Genomic DNA, 22,121 nt, shown 5'->3' with positions numbered 1-22,121 from the left:
TATATATGCTTTTTCTTATTTTTGAGATAGATAATGAGCGTTATTGCCTGGAAGTTTCCAGCATTATTGAAGTTACGCCTATGGTTGTTTTTAAGAAAATTCCTCACGTCCCTGCGTACTTCTCAGGATTATTCAATTACCGCGGAACCATTGTGCCTGTAATTGATCTTTCGGTTTTAATTTCCGGGAAACCTTCAAAGCCGTTTTTCAGCACCCGCGTAATATTGGTTGATTATGTGGGTATTGACAAGAATCACCATATTCTCGGACTTTTAGCTGAGCGGGCCACGGAAACAATATTCTGCAACGAAGAATCATTCCAGCCGCCAGGGATAGAAGTTGATGAGGCGAAATATCTCGGCGATGTTATCTTTGACGAGAAGGGTATGATCCAAAGAATAAGAATAGAAAAACTACCTCCTGAAACAATACAGGGGTATGAATTTGATGCATTACAGGAAAACAATGACATTACCATATTATGAAGGCACTTTTTTTAATGCCTGTCATGCAGAACCGGACGACGTCAGGCATGGCAGCGCAGCTTCAAATCATTTTCCTGCCGGAATAGCTGCCCATGAGGCAGGGATGCTTAATGCAGAAGAACTGCTATCAAAGAAAATAGGGCTTGAACCGGAGTCCATAGGGAGAAAACGTATTGCAGATATAGTGAACACACGTATGGAACTTTCCCGGATCGATGATGTGAATAAATATCTCCAAAAGCTTGAGACAGACCCTGCTGAATTTGAAGGACTGATTGAGGATTTGACCGTCTCCGAAACATGGTTTTTCCGTGACATTGAATCCTATAACTATTTAAAAAAATACGTAGATGAAATAAAATCCCAGGTTCCTGAAAAAAAGATGTTGAAAATCCTTTCCATACCCTGTTCTACGGGAGAAGAACCTTATTCAATAGCAATTACGCTGTTGGAAACAGGTTTATTGCCTGAGCATTTTGAAATAGACGCAATAGATATAAACACGAAAGCAATACGGAAGGCAAAGCTGGCACTTTACGGAAAAGGCGCTTTTCGAGGCGAAAAAAGAGATTACAGGGACAAGTATTTTACATATTTAAAAAAAGAGTTTTTACTGGATCCAGCCATAGCAGGATTGGTAAATTTTTCCAGGGATAATTTTATGGAGCCTCATGCCCTGTGGAAACATGGACCTTATCATGTAATTTTCTGCAAAAATCTCCTTATATACCTTAACGATGATGCGAGAAAAAAGGTATTTGACAATATTAACAATCTCCTGCTTCCGAATGGTATTGTTTTTACCGGACATGCCGAGATAATGTCTTTTCTGCAATTTGGATTCAGTCCAATAAAACATTCAAGGTCATTTGCATGCAGAAAAGCTGAGGCAGGGGAGGATCCATCCTCCCTCCTTTATGGAAGGCTGAATCCTCCCGGTTATCTCCAAAGAGATGAAAAACTGAAAAAGTCTTTTTACAAAAGAGAAGAGGCAAAATCTTCTAATATTAATGTTGATACCGCAATACATAAAATAGTTCCGGAAGTAAACCTGAAAAAACAGAAAAGTGATGATAAATTGTCTATCTCTATGATCCGGAAACTTGCTGACGGAGGATCGCTTGATGAAGCTCTGTCTATGTGCGAGCAATTTTTAAAGAAGCATAAGCAGAATAAGGAGGCATACTACCTTATGGGGCTTATCAACCTTGCGTTAAATGTTTTCGACAAGGCTGAGGCATTTTTTCAAAAAACCTTGTACTTAGATCCCTATCATTATGAGGCATTGATGCATATGCAGCTTCTGTATGAAAAGAAGGGCGATCGCACGAAGGCTTCGGCTATGAAAGGACGGATACAAAGGTCTAAGGAAAATAATGAATAAGAAAAACAATATCAGTCTTCTACAGTGCTGGAAACAAATCGGTGTTTTTGGAGATTTTTCCTGTCCGAAGCTTGTTGATATCGTTCACTGCCGTAACTGCGACGAATACAATAAAACCGGCAGAACACTTTTTGACCGTGAGGTTTCAGAGGAATTTCTTGAAGAGTGGACAAAAAACCTTACCGGCATTAAAGAAACTGAGGCACTTGATACCATATCGGTAATTATCATGAGGATAAAGAATGAGTGGCTTGCGCTGAAAACAATCTTTCTACAGGAGACTACTAATTTGCGTGTTCTTCACCATGTACCTTTTAAAACGAACAATGTTTTTAAGGGGATTGTGAATATAAACGGAGAACTGCTTCTCTGCATTTCTTTAGCCGATCTGTTGGAATATACACTGGAAGAGGAAAAAGGGGAAGACAACACAGCGGTCTATAAGCGTATGGTGGTAATAAATAAAGACGGTGAACGATATGTCTTTCCCGTCGATGAAGTCCTTGGCATATATCGTATACCGTCATCGGATTTGAAAGAACCCCCTGTGACATTGTCCAAATCCCCCATGACACTCGTTGAAGGAATCTTCAATTTGAATGAAAAGAAAGTCGGTTTGCTGGGTGAGGATAAATTGATTCATGCTTTGAAAAGGAGCCTGGGAAATTGACAACACAAAACCAAATCGATATGGCCGATCTTTCCATGCTCGATCTCTTCCGTATAGAAGCAGAAAATTATACAAAAATACTGGAAGCTGGACTTGTTGGGGTCGAACAGAACCAGACGCCTGAAAAGATTGAGCCCCTTATGCGCGCAGCCCATTCGATCAAAGGTGCAGCACGCATTGTAGGTCTGGATGCTGTTGTCGGGATTGCTCATGCCATGGAGGACGTTCTTTCTACAGCTCAGCAAGGCAAGCTCAAGCTTGCTGCCGAGCATATTGACATGCTCTTGCGCGGTAACGATTTATTCCTCCATCTCACAACAATCGATATCGCCGCCATTCCTGAATGGCTTGCCGGTCAATCAGAAGCAATAGATTTATTAAGCCTCAATCTGAGAGAGATTCTCACAGGCCAGTCCACGGCAGCGCCTGAAAACAAACCGGCGGCAGCAGGGTCTGAGGTTCAGGGAAAGAAAGAATTGACTCTGCCTGAAGCACCTGAGAAAAATATATTGGCGACCGAGGTATCCGGTCCCCCTGTAAACCAGGATGTAACATTAAAGGCCAGGCCTGAAGAAAAAAGCGAAGAGAGTTTTGTTCGTGTTGCTTCGGAAAGTTTAAATCGTCTTATGGGATTTGCCGGCGAATGTCTTGTACAGGCAAGATCGACAAAACCTTTTTCAACCTCCTTGCTAAAAATGAAAGATGGACATCTTGAATTGGGCAGCGCATTAGAGGAGATATTCGAATTTACAAAAAACAAATCTATCCCGAAAGAAATCCAGGAAAAATTTGGTGAATCTTTAAAACAACTTGACCAGATAAGAGATCTTCTCGTTACACAGATAGTGGATTTTGAGCTTTTTTCACGCAACCTTGAGCACCTTGCCGACAGGTTATACGGAGAGGTTGTTGCAATCAGGATGAGACCTTTTTCAGATGGTTTGCCTGGATTTCCCCGCATGGTCCGTGATCTTGCCAAGAGTATGGGAAAAAAGGTTGCCTTCCGGATTATTGGAGAGTCAACAAAAGTAGACAGGGATATCCTTGAAAAATTAGAAGCCCCTTTGACCCATCTTCTCCGCAATGCTATAGATCATGGACTGGAAACGCCTGAAGAGCGTATCACAGCAAATAAACCTCCTGAAGGTACTTTGATTCTTGAGGCACGGCACAGTTCCGGCACATTAAATATCAGACTGACTGAAGACGGAAGGGGGATTGATGCAGAGAGGATCCGCCGGAAAGTAGTTGAAAAAGGTCATGCATCAAAGGAAATGGCGGCTAATCTTACTGAGGGAGAACTTCTGGATTTCCTTTTTCTGCCCGGTTTCACAACAGCAAAAAAAATTACCGAGGTTTCCGGCCGCGGGGTAGGTCTCGATGTGGTACTATCCATGGTTCAGAAGGTGGGCGGTTCAGTGAGGGTGGAGACAAAACCCGGCAGCGGCACTTCTTTTTATTTACAGCTCCCGTTGACCTTATCTGTCCTCCGGGCGTTGCTGGTGGATATCTGCGGTGAGCCCTATGCTATTCCATTAAGCCGTATTGACCGTATTCTGCAATCCGATCAGAACAACCTTAAGATATTAGAGGATAAACAATTCTACACATTTGAAAATGAACATATCGGCATAGTAGACGCACACCAGGTTCTTAGAATGCCTGCTTCTGATGAGCGTTATCCCGGATTGTATATTGTGGTTATCAGCGATCGTTTAAATCAATATGGTCTGGTTGTGGACAGATTTCTCGGTGAGCGTGAACTGGTAGTTATTCCCCTTGACACCCGTCTCGGAAGCATACCCAATATCAGTGCAGGCACAATCCTCGAGGATGGCTCTCCGGTTCTTATTCTTGATGTAGATGACCTTGTCCGTTCTATTGATAATCTGCTGACCCATAGCAAACTTCAAAAGGTCGGCGACAGAAAGGAAGTGGCAGGAGGTTTCAGGAAACGTATACTTGTAGTGGATGATTCATTGACGGTGCGTGAAGTGGAACGAAGACTCCTTGAAAACAGCGGCTATGATGTTACGGTAGCCGTAGATGGCGTGGATGGCTGGAATACCCTTGCGTTGAATAGATTTGATCTGGTTATCTCCGATATAGATATGCCCCGTATGAACGGCATAGAACTCATAAAGAAGATAAAGGGTGATCCCAACCTGAGAAGTTTGCCAATAATTATAGTTTCTTACAAGGACAGAGAGGAAGATAGAATGATGGGTCTTGAGGCCGGTGCCGATTATTATCTGACGAAGAGCAGCTTCCATGATGAAAGCTTGAATAATGCGGTTCTGGATCTGATCGGAGAACCGTAAATAATTTTGAATGTTGGATTTTGAATGTTTGATTTAAAACCATACATGTAAACTGATGGAGCAATATAAGAATATGCATATTGCAATAGCGAACAATAATGTGGCTGCAACGGATATTCTTCGTACTGTCGTTTCTTCTCATCCGGGTTACGAAATTGCATGGATTGCCGCAAATGGGTCTGAAGCGGTTAAAAATACCGCTAATGACAAACCCGACCTGATATTGATGGATCTGGATCTTCCTGTTACTGGGGACATTCAGGCCATTCAGGTGATTATGAAGAATAATCCGTGTGCTATTCTCATAGTTACAGATGAGGTTTCAAAACATGCGTCAAAGGTTTTCGAAGCCATGGGCAGAGGGGCTCTGGATGCCCAGAGCATGCCCGTAATCGACTCCGTGGGGAATATCAGGGGAGGAGAGGAACTGCTTAAGAAAATCGCTGTAATTGAGCGGCTGATCGGAAAGGATAGCATGAATGGAAAAAACGAACAGATGGTGAGGAAAAGCTCTTTTAAATCCCTACAGCCCATGATAGCAATAGGCTCTTCAACAGGAGGCCCAAAGGCACTTACTGAAATTGTATCGCACATACCGGATATGGTGAATGTACCTGTTGTAATAATCCAGCATGTGGATATTCAGTTCGTTAACAGTCTGGTGGAATGGCTTGCAGGCCGTACAAAACTAAAAGTTGTTCTTGCAAAAGAAGGTATGAGCCCTGAAGCAAATACAATTTATATAGCAGGGACAAATGATCATCTGATAATGGGAGACGACCTTGCTTTTCATTATGTTGCTGAGCCAAAGGATAACCCTTACAGACCATCGGTGGATGCCTTCTTCCTGAGCATTGCACATCACTGGCCCGGCAAAGGTGTAGCCGTACTTTTAACCGGCATGGGCAGGGATGGCGCCCAGGGCCTTCTATCATTACGGAAGGCGGGGTGGTATACGATAGCTCAGGATGAAAAGACTTCTGTTGTGTACGGTATGCCCAAGGCAGCCGCCCAGATAAATGCTGCAAAGGAGATCCTTCCCGTTGAAAATATCGCCGAAGCCGTTATGCGACAAATCAAGATGGTTACATGAAAAATGGATATGAAAATTGAGCAATTACAAGCTTAAACGAACAAATGTAAATAGCAGTGAGAAAAGAATTTTGAAAATAAAACATATGTTGTTTTATTTCCGGATTCACATAACGTATATGTGAATCCGGGTTGAGTGGGCGGCGACATATCGGCAAGATTTAATTGCGAAGGCAGTGTTGAGCAGCAATTTTGCAGATGTGGATGGGCTGTGAGATTTGCAGGCCGTAGACGTACTCAATGTACATCGGAGGATCGCAAGGCGAAGCAGATCGCTGCAGATCAGAATTGCCGATATGCCGCTGACCGACCAAGATAACAACATAGATCAGCAAGAAATTAAAAACCAAGGAAGGCTGCATGAATACTCCTGAAAACAAACAATTTATTGAACCTTTGACCAGGCATGACATTACGGTGCTTCTGGTAGACGACCAGCCTATAGTGGGTGAAATGGTAAGACGTATGCTTGAGCCGGAACAGGACATTATATTTCATTACTGCCAGGACCCAACTTTAGCGATAAAAATGGCGGCCCAGGTCTCACCTACGGTGATACTCCAGGACCTTGTTATGCCGGAGATCGATGGATTGACCCTGGTAAAATTTTTCAGAGCGCATAAGACGCTGAAGGATGTGCCGCTTATAGTCCTGTCCAGCAAGGAAGAAGCAATAACCAAGGCCGATGCTTTTGCAGTCGGCGCAAACGATTATCTTGTCAAACTGCCTGACAGGATCGAATTGATTGCAAGGATACGCTATCACTCAAAAGGTTACATTGCCCTTCTCCAGAGAAATGAAGCATACGAGGCACTTTTCAGGAGCCAACAGGTATTGGCTGCCCAGCTTGCCAGTGCAGCCGAATATGTCGTCTCCCTTCTACCAGAACCTGTTATGGAGGGGAGCATTCTCGCAGATTGGCGTTATGTGCCTTCAACTCAGCTTGGCGGAGACTCTCTCGGATATCACTGGATTGATGAAGACCACTTTGCAATGTATCTTCTGGACGTGTGCGACCACGGCGTGGGGCCAGCCCTGCTCTCGGTTTCCGCGCTTAACGTGCTCCGGTCGCAGACATTGCCGAATACGAATTTCAGAATACCGGAAGAGGTACTGACCACCCTGAACGAAACCTTTCAGATGGAGCAGCAGAATAATCTCTATTTTACAATGTGGTACGGGGTCTTTAATAAGGCTGCCAAAACAATTTCATATGCCAGCGCAGGACATCCGGCGGCACTGCTCATATCTCCCTCCATAGAAACAAAGGAACTGGGATCACAGAATATGTTTATCGGCGGTATGCCTGATATTGTGTATAAAAGCGGTACTGTTGAAGTTGAAACCCCCTCAAGGCTCTACATCTTTTCAGACGGCGCTTTCGAAATAGGCAAACCTGATGGTTCCATGTGGAGTTTCGCCGAGTTAAAAGAATTTATTAAAAAGCCTCCAAAGGATGATGCATCCGAGATAGACGCATTATACTCTGCCCTCCAGGAGATGCATGGCAGGAAAGATCTTGATGATGATTTCTCCATGCTCAGGATAGAATTTCTGTAGCGCTCTTCAATGTATCCCGGGTTTGTTCTTTGACGGGTCAACAGCATAAAAAAAGACATATTTTTTCATTTTTAAATCCCTGTTCTCCCTCTTTTTATTTCAATTTGCTGCAAAGGAACAAATGAACCTCCCCGCAGCAGAGATGCGAGGTATCAGAGGAATGGGGAACATGATTATCCCCCCTCACCCTGCCCTCTCCCTCAAGGGGCGAGGGAATGTGGTAACCCCGAAGCAGAGCTTCGAGGAATCAATTTATTGAAGTCTGAATCTCAGGAGAAAGTTTTAAAAGAGATATCGTGCGAAGCATAGTCTGTATTGAGTTTACAATGATTTCAGAAATCTGTGAAACTGTTTCACAGATTTTTTTGGTTGGGAAGGACAAAGGGGACAATCTTTAATATAAGTAATTTATTTTGAAACCAAAGGTTTTATTGATACATCAAAAACAAAAATAAATCAAAAACTATTGACAATAATATCGTAGATTTCCTACATTTGATGTGGTAAATATACTACACGAGGTGTAATTGTCCTACACTGGATGTCGTAATAATCCTACATGAAAATAAATTTATTTGTTAAGCATGATAAGGCAATTACGATGAAGTCAAACTATCCGTTAGGGTAGGACGGAAAGCTAACAGGTCTTGCATGAGACAACCGGGCTGGCATGACAAAATGACTGGGTAACAGGTTTTCATTCTTCCGGAAGATCCCATACAGACCAAATCAATTTAGGAGGTTTGTTGTGTTTCAAAAGGTTCTGGTTTTGGCATTACTTGTTTTACCGTTACTGTTCATGGCTCACGTTGCGCAGTCTGCAATCGTGAACTTCGACGATCTTTCCACGCTCTTAAGTTTCAGCTCACTTAGCGCCGGCACTGTGTTTTAAGCCGTTGATGCTTCCAAACCAACCGCAAGAATGGAATGAAAAAGGGGTAATTAAAAAAATAGGAGGTTTTTATGAAGTTTAAGAGTTTTATTTTAATGATAGTGATTTTAATAATTTCATTGTTTTTGTCTGGTACGGCAAGAGCCGATTATCTTACAGTGGGCGGAGCCCCTAATGGTTATGGTCCGTATCAGTATGATCGAGGCGGAGAATTCACATTCACACCTGATACAGGTTTAAATTGGATTCTCAGTAATTATCACGAAAATGCAAAATATGGCAATGCTTTTCAAACATTCTGTATAGAAGAAAATGAATATGTATATCCGAGTACTACTTACAGTGTAATTCTTGGCAACGCAGCAATTAAGGGTGGACAAGGTGGTCCAAGTGACCCATTGTCCAAAGGCACAGCATGGCTTTATTATCAATTTTCACAGAATACTCTGACAGGTTACAATTATGCGCCAACCGGACGGACAGGTTCAGCCGATGCTTTACAAAAAACAATATGGTGGCTCGAAGGAGAAGCGTCTGACCCTGGCATTGGTAATACATTCAGAAACAATGTTATCGCACAGTTTGCAAGTTCAACAGAAGCCAAGAAGGATAATTTCGACGTGTCAACTCAAACTCGTTCATATCCCGTTATGGTTGTAACTTTGTGGGTAAAAGACCATGCCGGAGATCTAAGTGATAATGGATATTACCTAAGACAGGATATGCTAGCTACCGTTCCTGTTCCGCCTGGAGTATATCTTTTAGGTGCAGGTCTCATAGGAGTAGTATTCATAAGAAAGAGAATAAACAAAGTTTAAATACTTCTCACCCAATCACTAGAAAAGGGGCAAAGCCATTTCCGGCTTTGCCCCTTTTCTTTCATAAACAATAACGATTATAAGTTAAAATTTAACCTTTTAAGGAATGTCTTTATTATTGCTGATTTATTTGACCAATTTTATTTTTGAAAAATCGAGGTTTGGACAATTTGACACTTCTGGTCGTTATTCTACAAATTCTGCCGGTTTTCTTCTTTTCCGACTTTTCAAGACCAGCGTGATTCCTTCTTCAAGCAACTGTCCAACGGTTTTCTTCTCATCGATACCAAGATGCTTCAATTGATCCAAGAGATGAGAATTTAATCTCACTGAGTAATTAATTCTTTCAATCTTATCCATGGACTTCACCACGATGTTCACCTCCATAACGTATTACATTGTTATAATATAACATAAAAGTAATTTTGTCAAATAATATAATAATTGTTGACAAATATATAGTAAATATCACATATAATAATATAATGTAAATTACAAAAGGACATCATGTAGATAATTATAATAATATTTGTAATATGTTGTTTAACAAAGATAAACAAAAAGCGCTAAGATAACAAAGTATTATTACCTTAATGAGGTATAAATTAGTGAAAAAAGTTGTTTATGTGCAAGTGTCAACAGAAGAACAAGCGAAAGAAGGGATTAGCCTTGATAATCAAAAGGCTAAAATGGAAGCCTGCAGCCTGCTGACCACGAAATTGGTCTTCTCCACAAAAACAAATTTGCAGTACAATGTAAATTTGGTGAATACAGGTATGCATTCTGTATCATAAAAAATGAGGAGGGAAGAAATATGTTTGTAGTTAGTAAAGTTCAAAACAAAAAGATAGTTGTTAGTGAAGAAGAGCTGTCAATGCTGCAGGAAAAATTATACTGCCTTTCAAGTCAAATTTGTATTCTGAGCGAGTTTATCCCTGATGATATGGAATCCCTGAAATTATCAAGGATGGCTACCGAAGGCTTAAAATACAGCTTGAAGGAATTTAGTAAACAGGCGGAGGAAATGGGCGATAGACTGTCCAGCTTTCTGTAGCCTTAATGCTTGATGAATCGGGGAAACTAAGGAAAGTAAAAAATTAAATAACTTTGAAAAAAAGATTTCATTAACACGAAAGTTGAAGAAAACGAATTCCATATTTGTATTGATTAAATTTGAAAATATTAGATAAAAAATCGAAAATTTCTAAAATGAAAAGTTAAGATTGAATCCGGTATGATACGCGCGCAACACACGTAGATTAACTTTTTTTCTGTCTCAAAATATATGACAAATGACCGATGTGTCGGGGTCTGTATCGGACTTCTTGCTCTTTTCAAAACTTTTTTTAATCGAACTGGATATATATTATGCAAATACTTGCGGATAACACATTCGGGACGTACATCTTTCATGTACCGTTAGCAGTCGCGCTCCAGTACGCATTTTATCCTGTGCAGGCAGGGGCTTTTACTCTTTTTGTTGTAGTATCGTTTCTTTCAATACCCGGATCATTCCTTATATCAATCCTCGTACGGCTTATCCCTGGAATGAAATGGCTACTGTCCTGAGTGTGTCAAAAAGTTCATTGCAGAGGCGGGTCTGGTTGACAAGTAGACTAAATAATCGGATAATATACTTGAATTATCATGGTTTTGGGAATCATAATTGCCTGGCTTTATCGGTTTTGGCAAGAAAGTGATAAATAAATTTTTTAAGAGATAAAAAATGGGTCGACAAAAAATCAAGCAATTAACATTAAGCACATTGTCCATTACAATTTTTTCAATCCTGTTGATTGTTATGTTTTTATTCTGGATGAGTTATCGTTTTCTCCAACCTTTCCCGCCAAAAACACTGATTATGGCCACCGGCATGGCAGGTGGATCATATGCCACTTTCGGTGAGTTGTATCAACAAGCATTGGCCCGGAATGGTATTCACGTTATACTGCACCCAACAGCCGGAGCCGTAGAGAACCTGAGACTCCTCAAGGACAGATCCCAGGGGGTTAAGGTGGGATTCGTTCAGGGTACCGTGGGCAGTATTGAGGAATCATCGAATCTTGTATCTATCGGCGGTTTGGCATACACGCCATTGTGGATCTTTTATAAAGGAAAAGATACCTATGACGATCTGACGCAATTACAGGGGAAGCGGATCGCCATCGGGCCGGAAGGAAGCGGCGTCAGAAAATATTCCCTTGAATTATTGAAGTTTGCCAATGTGACCAGTCCACCAACCGAATTTTTTGATCTCCCGTATGCCGAGGCAAATAAGGCACTTTTTGAGGGCAAGGTAGATGTGGCAATGACCTTCGGTACGCCGGACAACCGATTGATTTGGGAATTGCTCAACGCGAAGAACATCAAGCTGATGAGCATAGGCCAGGCAGAAGCTTATACCCGCCGATTTTTAGACCTTTCGCATGTTGTGCTGCCAAGGGGCATCATTGATCCGGGCAGACGGAATCCTCTGTCTGACGTCCACCTTTTGTCTCCAACAACAAATCTCATAGTCCACAAAGACCTCCACCCGGCACTGGTTTACCTGCTGTTGAAGGCCTCTGTAGAAAATTTTGGCGGTGCAAGCTGGGTTAATAAAGCCGGGGAATTCCCTACTCTTATAAAGCAGGATGACCCGATCAGCGAACAGGCGCGAAGGTTTTACAAAACTGGAGGATCGTGGCTCTATGCCTATATGCCTTTTTGGGTGGCAGCTTTCGCTGAACGTCTGACCCTGATTCTTATCCCGCTGGGGATGATTATTGTGCCACTGATAGGAATTGCACCATGGATCTATACCTGGCGAAACCGATCAAAGTATTATCCCTGGTATCGTGAATTGAGAAAGCTGGAGAAGGAGATTCTGGAGAACCAGCCCATTAAAAATACCGAAACATATGAAGCCCGGCTTAATCGTATCGAAGATGCTGTCAACAATATCCACATGTCCATTGCATTTTATGATGAGCTGTTCATATTGGAAGAACACATCCAGATAGTCCGTATGAAGCTGGATGTTGCTTCGAAATAAATCACCCCGCCGCAAACGGACGGGGTATTAAATGCAAGAATATGGAACCATTTCTAAGCAAGCTTCGGGGTATTGACCCGGCGGGGCAATAAACCCGCTTCTTTTTCCGCCTGTCACACTAACATGAGCTACGCAGAAACAGGTCTCACTAAAATGCCTAAAGTCGGCAAGAATACACATGGGATCAGGATCAAAGGGAAAGTTGGGCAACAGGTCGTAAAGATTTGACACCGGATTACAACATTTTATCAACTTGTCCTACACAAACTGTAGTACTTATCCTACATACAATAAATTCAAATTGTTTTACATTGTTAACTGTTATGATAAAGCCAAACCATTCGTGAGGATGGGACGGAAAGCCAACGGGTCTCAAACACTAAGATAATTTTTTACAAGTGAGACAGCCGGGTTGCCAAAATGGACATCATGCTGTTTTGTGAAAACCTTTTATGGAAACTTTAAGGAAATACAGCGTGATATTCTAAAACTATAAAAAAGGAGGGCAAAAAAGTGGTGGCACTGACTACACGCAATGTAAGTATCAGGCTACTAAAATATTCTATATTTACCTACACAATTTGTATTACTTATCCTACAGACAAAAAACTTTTAATGTTATACAAATGTTAATCATGGATAAGATATGCAAAATAAATGTGCGTGATAGAGCAAAAATGGTTATTGAGTAAGGAACTTAGATGTACAGGCATAATAGGATTTTGTAAAGCATAATTCATTTTTAAAGGAGGTGGAGGGGAAAAATAGAAAAAGGTTTGTTTTTACAAGGGAGGGATAGAAGTTTGTTTTTATGTAAAGTTGAATCAGATATTTTGGAAAAACATTAAACAAGGAGGTTTTACATGAAAAGATTTTTTGTTATTTTGGCAGTTGTCGGGTTGATTATGCTTGCTATGGGCCCAATACGCGCTCACGCTTATACAGCTTATCAGGCAGTAAATTTTGCTGGTCCTGGTGCACCTGGCGTCGGTGACTATTCCATGGGCTGGGGATTTTCGCCAACAGATAATATGACTGTGACTGCCTTGGGGACTTACGATGTTGATGGCTTAGCTGTTTCGCACGCTGTCGGTATTTATAACTCAGCCGGAACTCTTCTCGTTTCGGGAACGGTTCCTGCAGCGTTTCCTAAAGGAACAAAACAAGACCCTATTGGCTGGTGGGCCTGGACCAATATGGTATATCCGCAAAGTCAGCAAGGTCTACATCTGTACAAGGATCAAACTTACTACATTATGGCGGCCACCACTGGTGATGGTTGGACTAATCAGCCATCTCAGATCCAATTCGATGATGGACATATAACCTATCAGTCTTACGGATATACAGTGGGGACACCACTTGCTTTTCCGGAGAGCATTGTTCCTTTCGACCCTGACAATGTTTTTTATGGATATTTCGGAGGTAACTTCAAATTCACACTTGATCCGGTTAATCCTCCCGTCCCCATCCCAGGCGCGATTTGGCTTCTTGGACCTGGCCTTATAGGTATTGCAGGATTAAGAAGAAGATTCAGCAAATAAGCATCGTTAGTTAACATCAAAAAGGCAGGGTTTCGACCCTGCCTTTTTTTATCTGATAATTCCATGTTTTCCATTAAGATAAGTATCGGTATCAGGCTGTCCTAAAACAAACACGCTCATCACGCTTAAGACAGCAACATTTACTCGTGTCCTGATTTAATACTTCTGCTTATGCAACGGTTTAGAATATTACTTCTTTAGTCTGAAAATACAATTCGGGTTTTCATACCCTATTTTATAAGCAAGGCCACGAGAAAGAAGAGAAAGAAGAGAAAGAAGCCGAAAGGTCGTTTCAATCACTTCCCGGTCTTTTTTCGTTTCAGAAAAAACTTTATAAAGTCTGCCGGTGAGATCACCGTAACCCCCTGGCATAAGCCGGGAGGAAAATGGGCCTGATTGCCGGTAATCAGGCACTCTGCGCGACCTTTCAGAGCTACTTCAAGAAACGGCTCATCGTCAGGATCGGGTAAAGAAGCGGAAAGTGGAGAAGCTGCTACGTTTTGGCCATTATGCTCAATATAGTCAATGACGGCAATAACCTTATCTTCTTCAAAATGAAACTTGGGACGCCTCAATACATCGTGGTATTCGGACAGGATACGGGCATCAATGCACAAAGTCAGGTTACCGGAGAAAAGCATACGAACTATATTGCCGCCCGGACCAAATGGCGATAGAAGACCTGAGACCAGGACATTTGTATCAAGGACGATCTTCATCGTTGCCTTTTTTTCCTCACTGTCTTGATTTCAGCGTCAATCTCCTCCATGGTGATTCCGTCTGTGCCTTGTGCCGTTGACCGGCGTTGAAGGCTCATAACCGCCTCTACAGCACGTGCCTGTCGAAATGCGGAGAGAGACTCTTCCAGGTTTGATTCATTGACTGTCGACAAAATGGCAATGGGCCGACCATTACTGGTGACAACTATCTCCCGTTCCGTCGGGAGATTCTTCCAGACCTCGGCAGATTTCCCTCGTAAATCACGCACACTTATAAATTTCATAACCTAACCTCCAACTTGTGTATTAATTGTGTACACAATTGTCACTTATAGTCAAGCTAATTTTGCACATAGCACAGACATCAGCAAAAGACGGCTTTATTGCCGATTGGCTGCAATCCGATCTTTAGTAGTTGATGTTGAGATATGTTGTTAAATTCCTTGCTTATCCTATTTTTTTACAGTCTTACTCATTATGTTTGCAAGTGTCGGCTTTGGCTGGGTGAGCATACGTTTCATTGCGCCCGCAAACATTTCAGGCGTCACGCCCGGTGCATGTCCATGAGTTCCCTCTATGAATTCAATTTCAGGAAAGTTTTCCTTCAGCATTGTGAGGTATCTCTCTTTGAAGGGACACAGGAGTTTTACACATGTTGCAAAATGGATGGCGTTAATCCCCAATTCAGTTAATGATTTTATACGGTTAAGAAGCTTCTCCGGGGCATGTGCAGTGGGACAGCCGGAACAATTTATAATTCCTGCAATTACCGCTTTATCGCCCCTTTCTGTGTAACGGGCAAATTCACCAGCGCCGTCGTTTAGGTCCTGAAAGCAAAGATATGACGAGCAGCCTAAATCCTGTGTAGCGTTAGAGCAGGTTAAAATACCGATTCTTGCCATCCCTTCCTCCTTTTTATGAGTGATACGCCGGCTATTATGAATTATTCACCGGCATCGAATACCTGTCTCATTGTCTATTCTAAGCAATTTTATATTTTTTACCATAATATATTTTTTAATGAAGTAAGGCAAGCCATAAAGATCAATTAACATAGAGAACTAATAAATTAAGAACCGACCATAGGGGGGGTTCCTTTTTCACTGTATTTTCATATTTTCATTCACATTGAATGAAAAAAGTATTAATGCTCCAAACCACGGCCAGTCCTTGCTTTGCGAAGAGTTAATCTTTTTCAGCAACTGTTGCTGAAAAATCTGCGGACACAGTGTCCGCAGATTCCAGCCGTCGTCGACAATTTACTCTCAGTCTTCAATAATACCTCTGTTTTCAGAGTTATTTGATTTCTTAAGATGTCCCCTTCGCCCCTCCGTTCGGTCACATCTAATGGTCCTTTGCCTTCGCTATGCTCAATACACGTAAAGCTACTTCTTTATCCCAACCGAGATTACTTAAGTCAAGTACTTCAAACTGATCCTGGAACTTTCGAATCAAAATTAAAGTGCATATAAATCCAGGAGAAACCTCCCACCCCAACTTTGATGCTTTCCTTTGGTTTTGCAGATATGATTGAGACCATTCAAGTGACTCCTGTATCACGGTTTTAAGCGATGAGATGCTTGGAAGGCCTATTTTCTTACAAAAAGTCACGATATCAGAAGTACTATTGCTTGTTTCTCCAGACTCGTAATCCTCAAAAGAGAAGCCTGACTTATCTGCGTGTGATATTAATTGTATGACTTCCTGAGATGTACGAAGAAACTCTTCGACTGTAAGCAGGTTTATTTCAAGGTTGGTCTCTCCTTTTGATAACTGTTGCTCTATTTCTTGTGTTAAAGCTGTAGTCTTATTGCGTAAAGACATAAATTCTTCATCTGCTAATTCTAACAACGCGGATAATCTGAACAACCTTCTCCTCAATACCTGAGGTACATCTTCTTCACGTTTATACTGAAGCTTATGTGAAATGGCAGCCCACGCATGCTTTAGAACAGTTCTAACCTGGATTTCCGCTTGCAGACCAGCTAAATGGTGCCATTCTGGAAGATCACAACGAGGATTGGATAGATAGCTTGACCACAAAGTGAATTGACTCATAACCGAATTCTTCTGGCTTTAAAATAGTCCTTTTATCTAATGAATTAGATTTGTCTATTTCAAATTCCTTCTCAATTAACCGGCACACAATGTTGAGGTCTTCTTCATAGTACACAATAATGCGGATTCCGGATAGGTCTTTAACCTCGTTGGTTGGATCTACATATTTTTTGGTAGAACGGTTTATTTTCTCCCTAAAGCTTTCAGTATTTTTCGTTCTGCCGTCTATCAAGTGTATATCTATACTGCATGTTTTTAGGAGGTCTTTGAGAAGTTCCTTCAATTTACCCGTGAATTGTTCATAGAGTGGTTTTTTAGTATTATATTGGTTTACGAAATGATCTACGTTTGGCAAATCATTCCTGTTTCGCTTTTCTTGTATCGACATATTCTCCAGCCTTTTTGATGTGAACCTGTTTATGCCCCAACAATATAATATACGATATCACTTTTCTTTCAATAATACATAACTATTTCAAAGAATTGCAAGAAATAAATATATAATATTATTCATATTATCCTGTTTAAGATTCGCTTCCGATGATAATAAACATTATAAACCGATATAATAATTTTTGGCTTAATACAAAAAAAAGAGGGAGAATAAAATCTTGAAAATGAAGACATCTGTCTTTTTATTTCCGGATTCACATATGCGTGGTAGAGGCCTATGTGAATCCGGATTGAGTGGTCAACGGCATGGGAGGAATGGCTCAGATGTGGATGGGCTGTAAGCTTTGCAGGCCGGAGGCGTACTCAACGTACGTCGGAGGATCGCAAGGCGAAGCAGACCGCCGCAGATGGACATTCCTTCCATGCCGTTGACCGTCCAAAGGAAAAAACCTGGAAGAATAGAAAACGTAATGATTACATCAGAGATTCCATTGTCAGGCACGGATGGCCTTTCTCTGTGATATAGGCGAGCACCTCATCTTCCGTTGTGCCCACAGTCTCGTCGGCGATCATATCAGGAAAATCCGGGAAGCCAAGCTCTTCGCCCCTCGCTTTAAGGCGTTCATGGATTTCTTCTTTTAAGTGCTTCGGCATCCATACAATGCGCAAAAGCCCTCCATCGCCACGTAAAAATTTCCTCTGCGCTATGTTATATTTACTGTGACCCAGAAAACCAGGGGTTTGGGCTCCGCCGCCCACAGAACCTGCAAGGGTTGTAAACTTCATACCACAGGGCGTCATCCCTGTATAATCCCTGTCAACGGTCATGATGCCGTTGCACATGGGCATAATTGCTGCAATGCACTCGCAACATCCGCAGGTAGTCATGGGGTCATTCATGAGGCTGTACAGACTCACGCTCTGCACCCTCTGTCTCGACGCTTTTATTACATATTCATTACACCCCTTGAACTGGCCATATCGTTCATCAAGGCATTCACCTTTCCGGACAGGCTGGTTCGGCCCTTCAGGGTTTATCTCATAAGCAGCACGGCAGTCAAGCCAGTTATAGGCGCCGCATAACCCTGTTCTCTCCGGGCTTATAATACATACATGATCCGGCGCAAAAGACTGGCACAATATACACGAATAGAATGTTTCGATGGTCTCGTCCGTCATGCCTTCAACTCTCGCATCCCTGTGGTGATAGGAAGCACGGGCAAGTTCAAGGATTTCCCGCACCTTCTCCTCATCCGTATATATTTTAATCTGCACCTTGTCAAAGATTGCCCCGAAATCCTGATGATACTTTGCATATATAATTTTACCGATATGTTCGAGACTGAAACCTTTTTCTACTGCCTGTTTAGATATGCGTATCCATGCTATATCCCTCTGGCCGATATGCATAACACCCTGTGCCTGATTGATAAGATGATGGTTCTGCCTCTCGAGAATCGGCTCAAAATCATCCTGAAAGTTACGGCCTGCGACTTCCGCCACCATAGCAAAATGTAACCTCGTTCCCGGTGCTACATCAGCCACATTCCTTCCGATGACTTCCACCTTTCCATCTTCAACCTCCTCCATCCTTTTCGAGGTTGTCCACTCAACAGCGATTGTCTTTCCGCCGCCCATCTCGATATAGATATCCTCACCGCGGACCCTTTCACCTTCAAACGCCGGGCCGTAAGAAACAGGTACGGGAACCTTTGCAACCTGCAACTTCAATCCCCTTACTTCAACTGCCTTCTGCGTAATCTGGTCATGGGGAATATTGGAAACCACATGCTCATATGTACATATGCCGGTTGGCAGCACCTGCGGGATAGGTGTGTCGGCAATCGTGGGAAATCCCCAGTTGATGGCCCCTGCCGCATTAGCATACCACTCGTCTGTTACATTCCCGAGAGCAAGGACAAAGGCGTATGTTCTGTCTTTGTTGTATATAAGATTTTTTCTGAAATCACCCGGCTTTATACCTCCGAAAGCCATGGCAACACGACATGCAAAACCTATGGCAAATACGGCCGCTGATACATCCGGACCAAAGGATACAAGCCTCGTGGGCCAGCCGATCTGCGTGCCCGATTCAACAAGCTGCTCTGAGAATTTCTTGCCTTCATGTTCGGCACACATAAAAACATAGAGGTTCTTTTCCTGAAGCTCAAGGGCAATCCTCGCAGCAGTCTTCGGGTCAGGTACAGCACCGACAATGGCGGCAAAACCGGGCGCTGTGCCGTCTACAAACTCTACCCCTCTTTTTCTGAAAACTATATCATTTGCTGCGCCAAGCCATATATTGCTGTCAGTTGTCTCTTCGCTGTCCGACAGGTAAAAGTCCGGCTCTTCAAGATATCTTATAGCTTCAATAATCTCTTCTGCAAAAAAAGTGGCCATGCCTGCATCAAGGGCAGGTGCAAGGTACGGCAGAGGTGTTTTTTCTTTTACCGGAGGCGGAATAAGTCTTTTGCAGATATCGAGAATCTGCCTCATGTCCCCTATTCTGGAAACACCGATACCTGTTATTGCATAAATGATTGGCAGATAGTAGGCCGTATTCGGAAACCCGACTTCATGTCCCGGACCGTATTTTTCCAGCACCTTCTTATATTTCTCCTCCGCCTTTTGATAGATTTTCTGCGCTCCTCTTATAGCCGCAGATGCGATAATCTTGGACATTTTAGCCCCCACACCGTAAAATCGATTTTCTAATATTTTTGCTTTTCATCTCTTGCCTCTTACCTGGTATTGTCAAAAGTTACTATTGTATTGTTCCGGTTCTTGAGTATTTTGTTTGCCTTTTTCACTATTCACTATTCACTATTCACTGCCTTTATACCAGTGCTCTGCGCATGGCCATATCGAAAAGCACCCGTTCTCTTGCCTTGTCAATCCCCAGGGCCTTTCTCTTTTTATCAATATGTTCGATCATAAGATGGGCCGCCTTCACAGGATCGTTCTCAAATGCCCATGTACCGCCAAACATATCCTCGTATTCTTCAAAAAGATGGCGGGTAACATTGTCGCTCCCTGTTGTCGGCCAGGTTGTTCCAAAGACCGTAAATACGCCTGAGGCTACAAAATACTGTCCGATGGCAAGTGCCTTTTCACTCATCCATTCCGGTGCAGCACCGGCAGCAGGCAGATCACTGATATCGTCGCCAAGTCCCCCTTCCTTCACCATGGCAGTTGCAGCTATGAGAATCCTCGAATTGTCAACGCATGCACCCATGTGGAGCACAGGCGGGATGCCCACTGTTTCACAAACCTCGGCCAGTCCGGCACCTGCATACTCACGGGCTGCTTCCGGCGTCAGGAGTCCTGCCTTTCCGCATGCCATTGCCGCACAACCTGTTGTCAATACAAGGACATCGTTTTTTATCAATTCATTTATCATTGCAAGGTGCGCTGAATCATGTGGCGTCCTTACATTATTGCATCCCACAACGCCAGCCACCCCTCTGATCCTTCCGTTTATGATATTATCGTTCAAAGGTCTATAGCTTGCCCTGAAAAGTCCGCCAAGGAGGTAATTGATTGTTTCATGACTGAAACCTGCCACAATGTCCTGTGAATAAGCAGGGATATATACCTGGTGTTTTCTATTCGGAAAATTTTCTATCGCCATTTTCAGGATGTTCTTTGCGGTATCAAGACCATTTTCAGGATGGAATTCCATATGGGTTGCGCCTTCTATCTTCGCCCTGTCGGATGTGCTGACAAGCCTTGTGTGGAAGCATTCTGCCACACTCTGGAGACCTTGCATCTGGCACTGCACATCAACAGTCATCAGTTCCACGGCACCGGTAACGAGTGCAAGCTCCTGCTGAAGAAAATTACCTGCGCATGGAATGCCATGTCTCATTAGCACTTCATTGGCAGAACAGCACATACCTGCAAGGTTCAGACCTTTTGCACCAACCTTCTCGACAAGTCCTTTGATCTCGGGATCCCTGCTTGCAGTAACAAGAAGTTCCGGCAACAAAGGCTCATGGCCGTGAACTATCACGTTTACCTGATCTTCTTTTAAAACACCAAGATTTATACTGCCAAGAACAGGCACCGGCGTACCAAACATAATATCCTGTAAATCGGTGGATATCATTGAACCGCCCCAACCGTCTGCAAGAGCGCATCTTGTTGCCTGAAGAAGTATGTGCCGGTAATCCTGGTCAACGCCCATATGTGTCCTGTGCATGACCTCCACAACCTCCCTGTCGATGCCTCTTGGCATAATTCCATATTTTCTCCAGATTTCCTGCCTTCTCAGGGGGGCTTTCTTTGTGTAAACAAGTTCACCATGTTGTTTTCCAAATTCTTCCAAAGCCTTGTTGCCAAGCTCAACGGCTATGTCCTTCAACTCTCTATTTTCAATTTCAATACCAAAATCAAGGGCAACTTCAAGGAGCTTTACTTCATCTTTGATCGCAAACCCCTGGGCTTCGCCTCGTGCTGTTTTTATAAATGTCTCCGCAACTTCTCTCGCATGGTCGGAATGAGAGGCAGAGCCTGCAGCAATCTTCCTGGCAAAGTTCCTTGCAACAACCGTGTCGATTGTAGCGCCGCATACTCCCCTGCGTTCCTTATGCTCATCCTTTTTAGACCTGGGGAGCCTGCACGGTCCCATTGCACAAACCTTACAGCAGCTTTCCTCCATGCCTATAGGACACGGCTTTATTTCATCTGCACGGGAAAAGGCTGTGCTTATCCCTTCCTTCTGAGCCTTGTCCAGAAGTTCAATAGTTGCTCCGTCTGCACTTCTCAACTTATTATCGGACATATTACCCTCTATTATTTTAATGGGGCTCACTATTTAATGGGGCTCACGTCGCCCCCTCCACCGGCCAAGCCGTCGGAGCCTCCCCTTCTCGCCCGAGAACGGGCTAAGAAAAGATCATTTAATGGGGCTCACGTCGCCCCCTCCACCTTTCCGTATGCACGAAGGATGTCCGCTCACTTATGTTCGCTTGGACGTCCGCTTGCGCTGGGACGCAAGTAAATGCATTTACTGACCCCTGATGTCAATAGTGGACACCAATCATATTCATGCTGCCTTCCTTCCTGCATAAAATTGCCGTTCATAAACAACGGGGGATAAATATCCAAGCCTTTTCTGCCGACGTTGCCGATTATAAAAGACCTCAATGT

21 protein-coding genes, 1 pseudogene and 2 riboswitches are annotated in these 22,121 nt (G+C 42.9%); of the genes and pseudogenes, 13 read left to right on the top strand and 9 right to left on the bottom strand.

Annotation, left to right across the window (positions count from 1 at the left end; genetic code table 11):
* Nucleotides 1–5: 5 nt before the first annotated feature.
* The 8 genes and pseudogenes from NT010_10640 to NT010_10605 all read left to right on the top strand — a co-directional run bounded on the left by NT010_10640 (nucleotide 6) and on the right by NT010_10605 (nucleotide 9,222).
* A complete protein-coding gene (locus tag NT010_10640) occupies nucleotides 6–485 on the top strand; it encodes a chemotaxis protein CheW (GenBank protein MCX5806505.1) in 480 nt (159 codons plus the stop codon).
* Nucleotides 466–1,869: a hypothetical protein gene (locus NT010_10635; protein MCX5806504.1), complete on the top strand. Its 1,404-nt coding sequence runs from the start codon at nucleotides 466–468 to the stop codon at nucleotides 1,867–1,869. Before NT010_10640 ends, NT010_10635 begins: the two co-directional genes overlap by 20 nt.
* Entirely contained in the window at nucleotides 1,862–2,539 is a 678-nt protein-coding gene (locus tag NT010_10630; GenBank protein ID MCX5806503.1) for a chemotaxis protein CheW, read from the top strand. The genes NT010_10635 and NT010_10630 overlap by 8 nt, the downstream gene beginning before the upstream one ends.
* On the top strand, nucleotides 2,536–4,860 hold the full coding sequence (locus NT010_10625) for a hybrid sensor histidine kinase/response regulator (GenBank protein ID MCX5806502.1): 2,325 nt from the start codon (nucleotides 2,536–2,538) through the stop codon (nucleotides 4,858–4,860). The genes NT010_10630 and NT010_10625 overlap by 4 nt, the downstream gene beginning before the upstream one ends.
* A gap of 73 nt (nucleotides 4,861–4,933) precedes the next feature.
* Nucleotides 4,934–5,953 (top strand): chemotaxis-specific protein-glutamate methyltransferase CheB, encoded by a 1,020-nt coding sequence (gene cheB, locus NT010_10620; GenBank protein ID MCX5806501.1) that lies wholly within the window; start codon nucleotides 4,934–4,936, stop codon nucleotides 5,951–5,953.
* 359 nt (nucleotides 5,954–6,312) lie between these two features.
* Nucleotides 6,313–6,783 (top strand): annotated as a pseudogene (locus tag NT010_10615) (response regulator).
* A 63-nt stretch (nucleotides 6,784–6,846) separates the two neighbouring features.
* Entirely contained in the window at nucleotides 6,847–7,512 is a 666-nt protein-coding gene (locus tag NT010_10610) for a PP2C family protein-serine/threonine phosphatase (protein ID MCX5806500.1), read from the top strand.
* A gap of 596 nt (nucleotides 7,513–8,108) precedes the next feature.
* Nucleotides 8,109–8,185, top strand: a riboswitch (cyclic di-GMP riboswitch).
* A 290-nt stretch (nucleotides 8,186–8,475) separates the two neighbouring features.
* The gene (locus tag NT010_10605; protein ID MCX5806499.1) at nucleotides 8,476–9,222 is read left to right on the top strand and encodes a hypothetical protein; all 747 of its coding nucleotides are present in this window, start codon (nucleotides 8,476–8,478) and stop codon (nucleotides 9,220–9,222) included.
* 186 nt (nucleotides 9,223–9,408) lie between these two features.
* Here the strand turns inward: NT010_10605 and NT010_10600 are convergent, their stop codons facing one another.
* Nucleotides 9,409–9,582 carry a hypothetical protein gene (locus NT010_10600; protein ID MCX5806498.1) on the bottom strand — a complete coding sequence of 58 codons (174 nt, stop codon included), beginning with the start codon at nucleotides 9,580–9,582 and terminating at the stop codon, nucleotides 9,409–9,411.
* Between the two features lie 248 nt (nucleotides 9,583–9,830).
* Between NT010_10600 and NT010_10595 the strand changes: the two genes are divergently transcribed.
* The 5 genes from NT010_10595 to NT010_10575 all read left to right on the top strand — a co-directional run bounded on the left by NT010_10595 (nucleotide 9,831) and on the right by NT010_10575 (nucleotide 13,800).
* Nucleotides 9,831–10,016: a hypothetical protein gene (locus NT010_10595; GenBank protein MCX5806497.1), complete on the top strand. Its 186-nt coding sequence runs from the start codon at nucleotides 9,831–9,833 to the stop codon at nucleotides 10,014–10,016.
* A 20-nt stretch (nucleotides 10,017–10,036) separates the two neighbouring features.
* Nucleotides 10,037–10,276: a hypothetical protein gene (locus tag NT010_10590; GenBank protein MCX5806496.1), complete on the top strand. Its 240-nt coding sequence runs from the start codon at nucleotides 10,037–10,039 to the stop codon at nucleotides 10,274–10,276.
* Nucleotides 10,277–10,590: 314 nt separating this feature from the next.
* Nucleotides 10,591–10,791 (top strand): hypothetical protein, encoded by a 201-nt coding sequence (locus tag NT010_10585; GenBank protein ID MCX5806495.1) that lies wholly within the window; start codon nucleotides 10,591–10,593, stop codon nucleotides 10,789–10,791.
* A 157-nt stretch (nucleotides 10,792–10,948) separates the two neighbouring features.
* Nucleotides 10,949–12,256 (top strand): C4-dicarboxylate ABC transporter substrate-binding protein, encoded by a 1,308-nt coding sequence (locus tag NT010_10580; protein ID MCX5806494.1) that lies wholly within the window; start codon nucleotides 10,949–10,951, stop codon nucleotides 12,254–12,256.
* Between the two features lie 321 nt (nucleotides 12,257–12,577).
* Nucleotides 12,578–12,676, top strand: a riboswitch (cyclic di-GMP riboswitch).
* Between the two features lie 443 nt (nucleotides 12,677–13,119).
* Nucleotides 13,120–13,800 (top strand): VPLPA-CTERM sorting domain-containing protein, encoded by a 681-nt coding sequence (locus NT010_10575; GenBank protein ID MCX5806493.1) that lies wholly within the window; start codon nucleotides 13,120–13,122, stop codon nucleotides 13,798–13,800.
* Between the two features lie 296 nt (nucleotides 13,801–14,096).
* Here NT010_10575 and NT010_10570 read toward each other — a convergent pair whose 3' ends face one another.
* The 8 genes from NT010_10570 to NT010_10535 form a co-directional block, all read right to left on the bottom strand.
* Entirely contained in the window at nucleotides 14,097–14,519 is a 423-nt protein-coding gene (locus tag NT010_10570) for a putative toxin-antitoxin system toxin component, PIN family (GenBank protein MCX5806492.1), read from the bottom strand.
* Nucleotides 14,516–14,803, bottom strand: coding sequence for a type II toxin-antitoxin system Phd/YefM family antitoxin (locus NT010_10565; protein ID MCX5806491.1), 288 nt, complete (start codon nucleotides 14,801–14,803; stop codon nucleotides 14,516–14,518). The genes NT010_10570 and NT010_10565 overlap by 4 nt, the downstream gene beginning before the upstream one ends.
* Before the next feature lie 168 nt (nucleotides 14,804–14,971).
* Nucleotides 14,972–15,421 carry a CGGC domain-containing protein gene (locus NT010_10560; protein MCX5806490.1) on the bottom strand — a complete coding sequence of 150 codons (450 nt, stop codon included), beginning with the start codon at nucleotides 15,419–15,421 and terminating at the stop codon, nucleotides 14,972–14,974.
* Between the two features lie 442 nt (nucleotides 15,422–15,863).
* A complete protein-coding gene (locus NT010_10555) occupies nucleotides 15,864–16,343 on the bottom strand; it encodes a hypothetical protein (protein ID MCX5806489.1) in 480 nt (159 codons plus the stop codon).
* A 184-nt stretch (nucleotides 16,344–16,527) separates the two neighbouring features.
* Complete coding sequence (locus NT010_10550) at nucleotides 16,528–16,965, bottom strand: RelA/SpoT domain-containing protein (GenBank protein MCX5806488.1); 438 nt, start codon at nucleotides 16,963–16,965, stop codon at nucleotides 16,528–16,530.
* A 479-nt stretch (nucleotides 16,966–17,444) separates the two neighbouring features.
* A complete protein-coding gene (gene acsB / locus NT010_10545; protein ID MCX5806487.1) occupies nucleotides 17,445–19,652 on the bottom strand; it encodes an acetyl-CoA decarbonylase/synthase complex subunit alpha/beta in 2,208 nt (735 codons plus the stop codon).
* Nucleotides 19,653–19,806: 154 nt separating this feature from the next.
* Nucleotides 19,807–21,753: an anaerobic carbon-monoxide dehydrogenase catalytic subunit gene (cooS, locus tag NT010_10540; protein MCX5806486.1), complete on the bottom strand. Its 1,947-nt coding sequence runs from the start codon at nucleotides 21,751–21,753 to the stop codon at nucleotides 19,807–19,809.
* Between the two features lie 173 nt (nucleotides 21,754–21,926).
* The coding region (locus NT010_10535) for a hypothetical protein (protein MCX5806485.1) at nucleotides 21,927–22,121 on the bottom strand (195 nt) is incomplete at its 5' end.

The organism is Pseudomonadota bacterium (assembly GCA_026388275.1).
Taxonomy (GTDB): domain Bacteria; phylum Desulfobacterota; class Syntrophorhabdia; order Syntrophorhabdales; family Syntrophorhabdaceae; genus JAPLKB01.
This window is presented reverse-complemented; position numbering and strand designations above follow the sequence as displayed.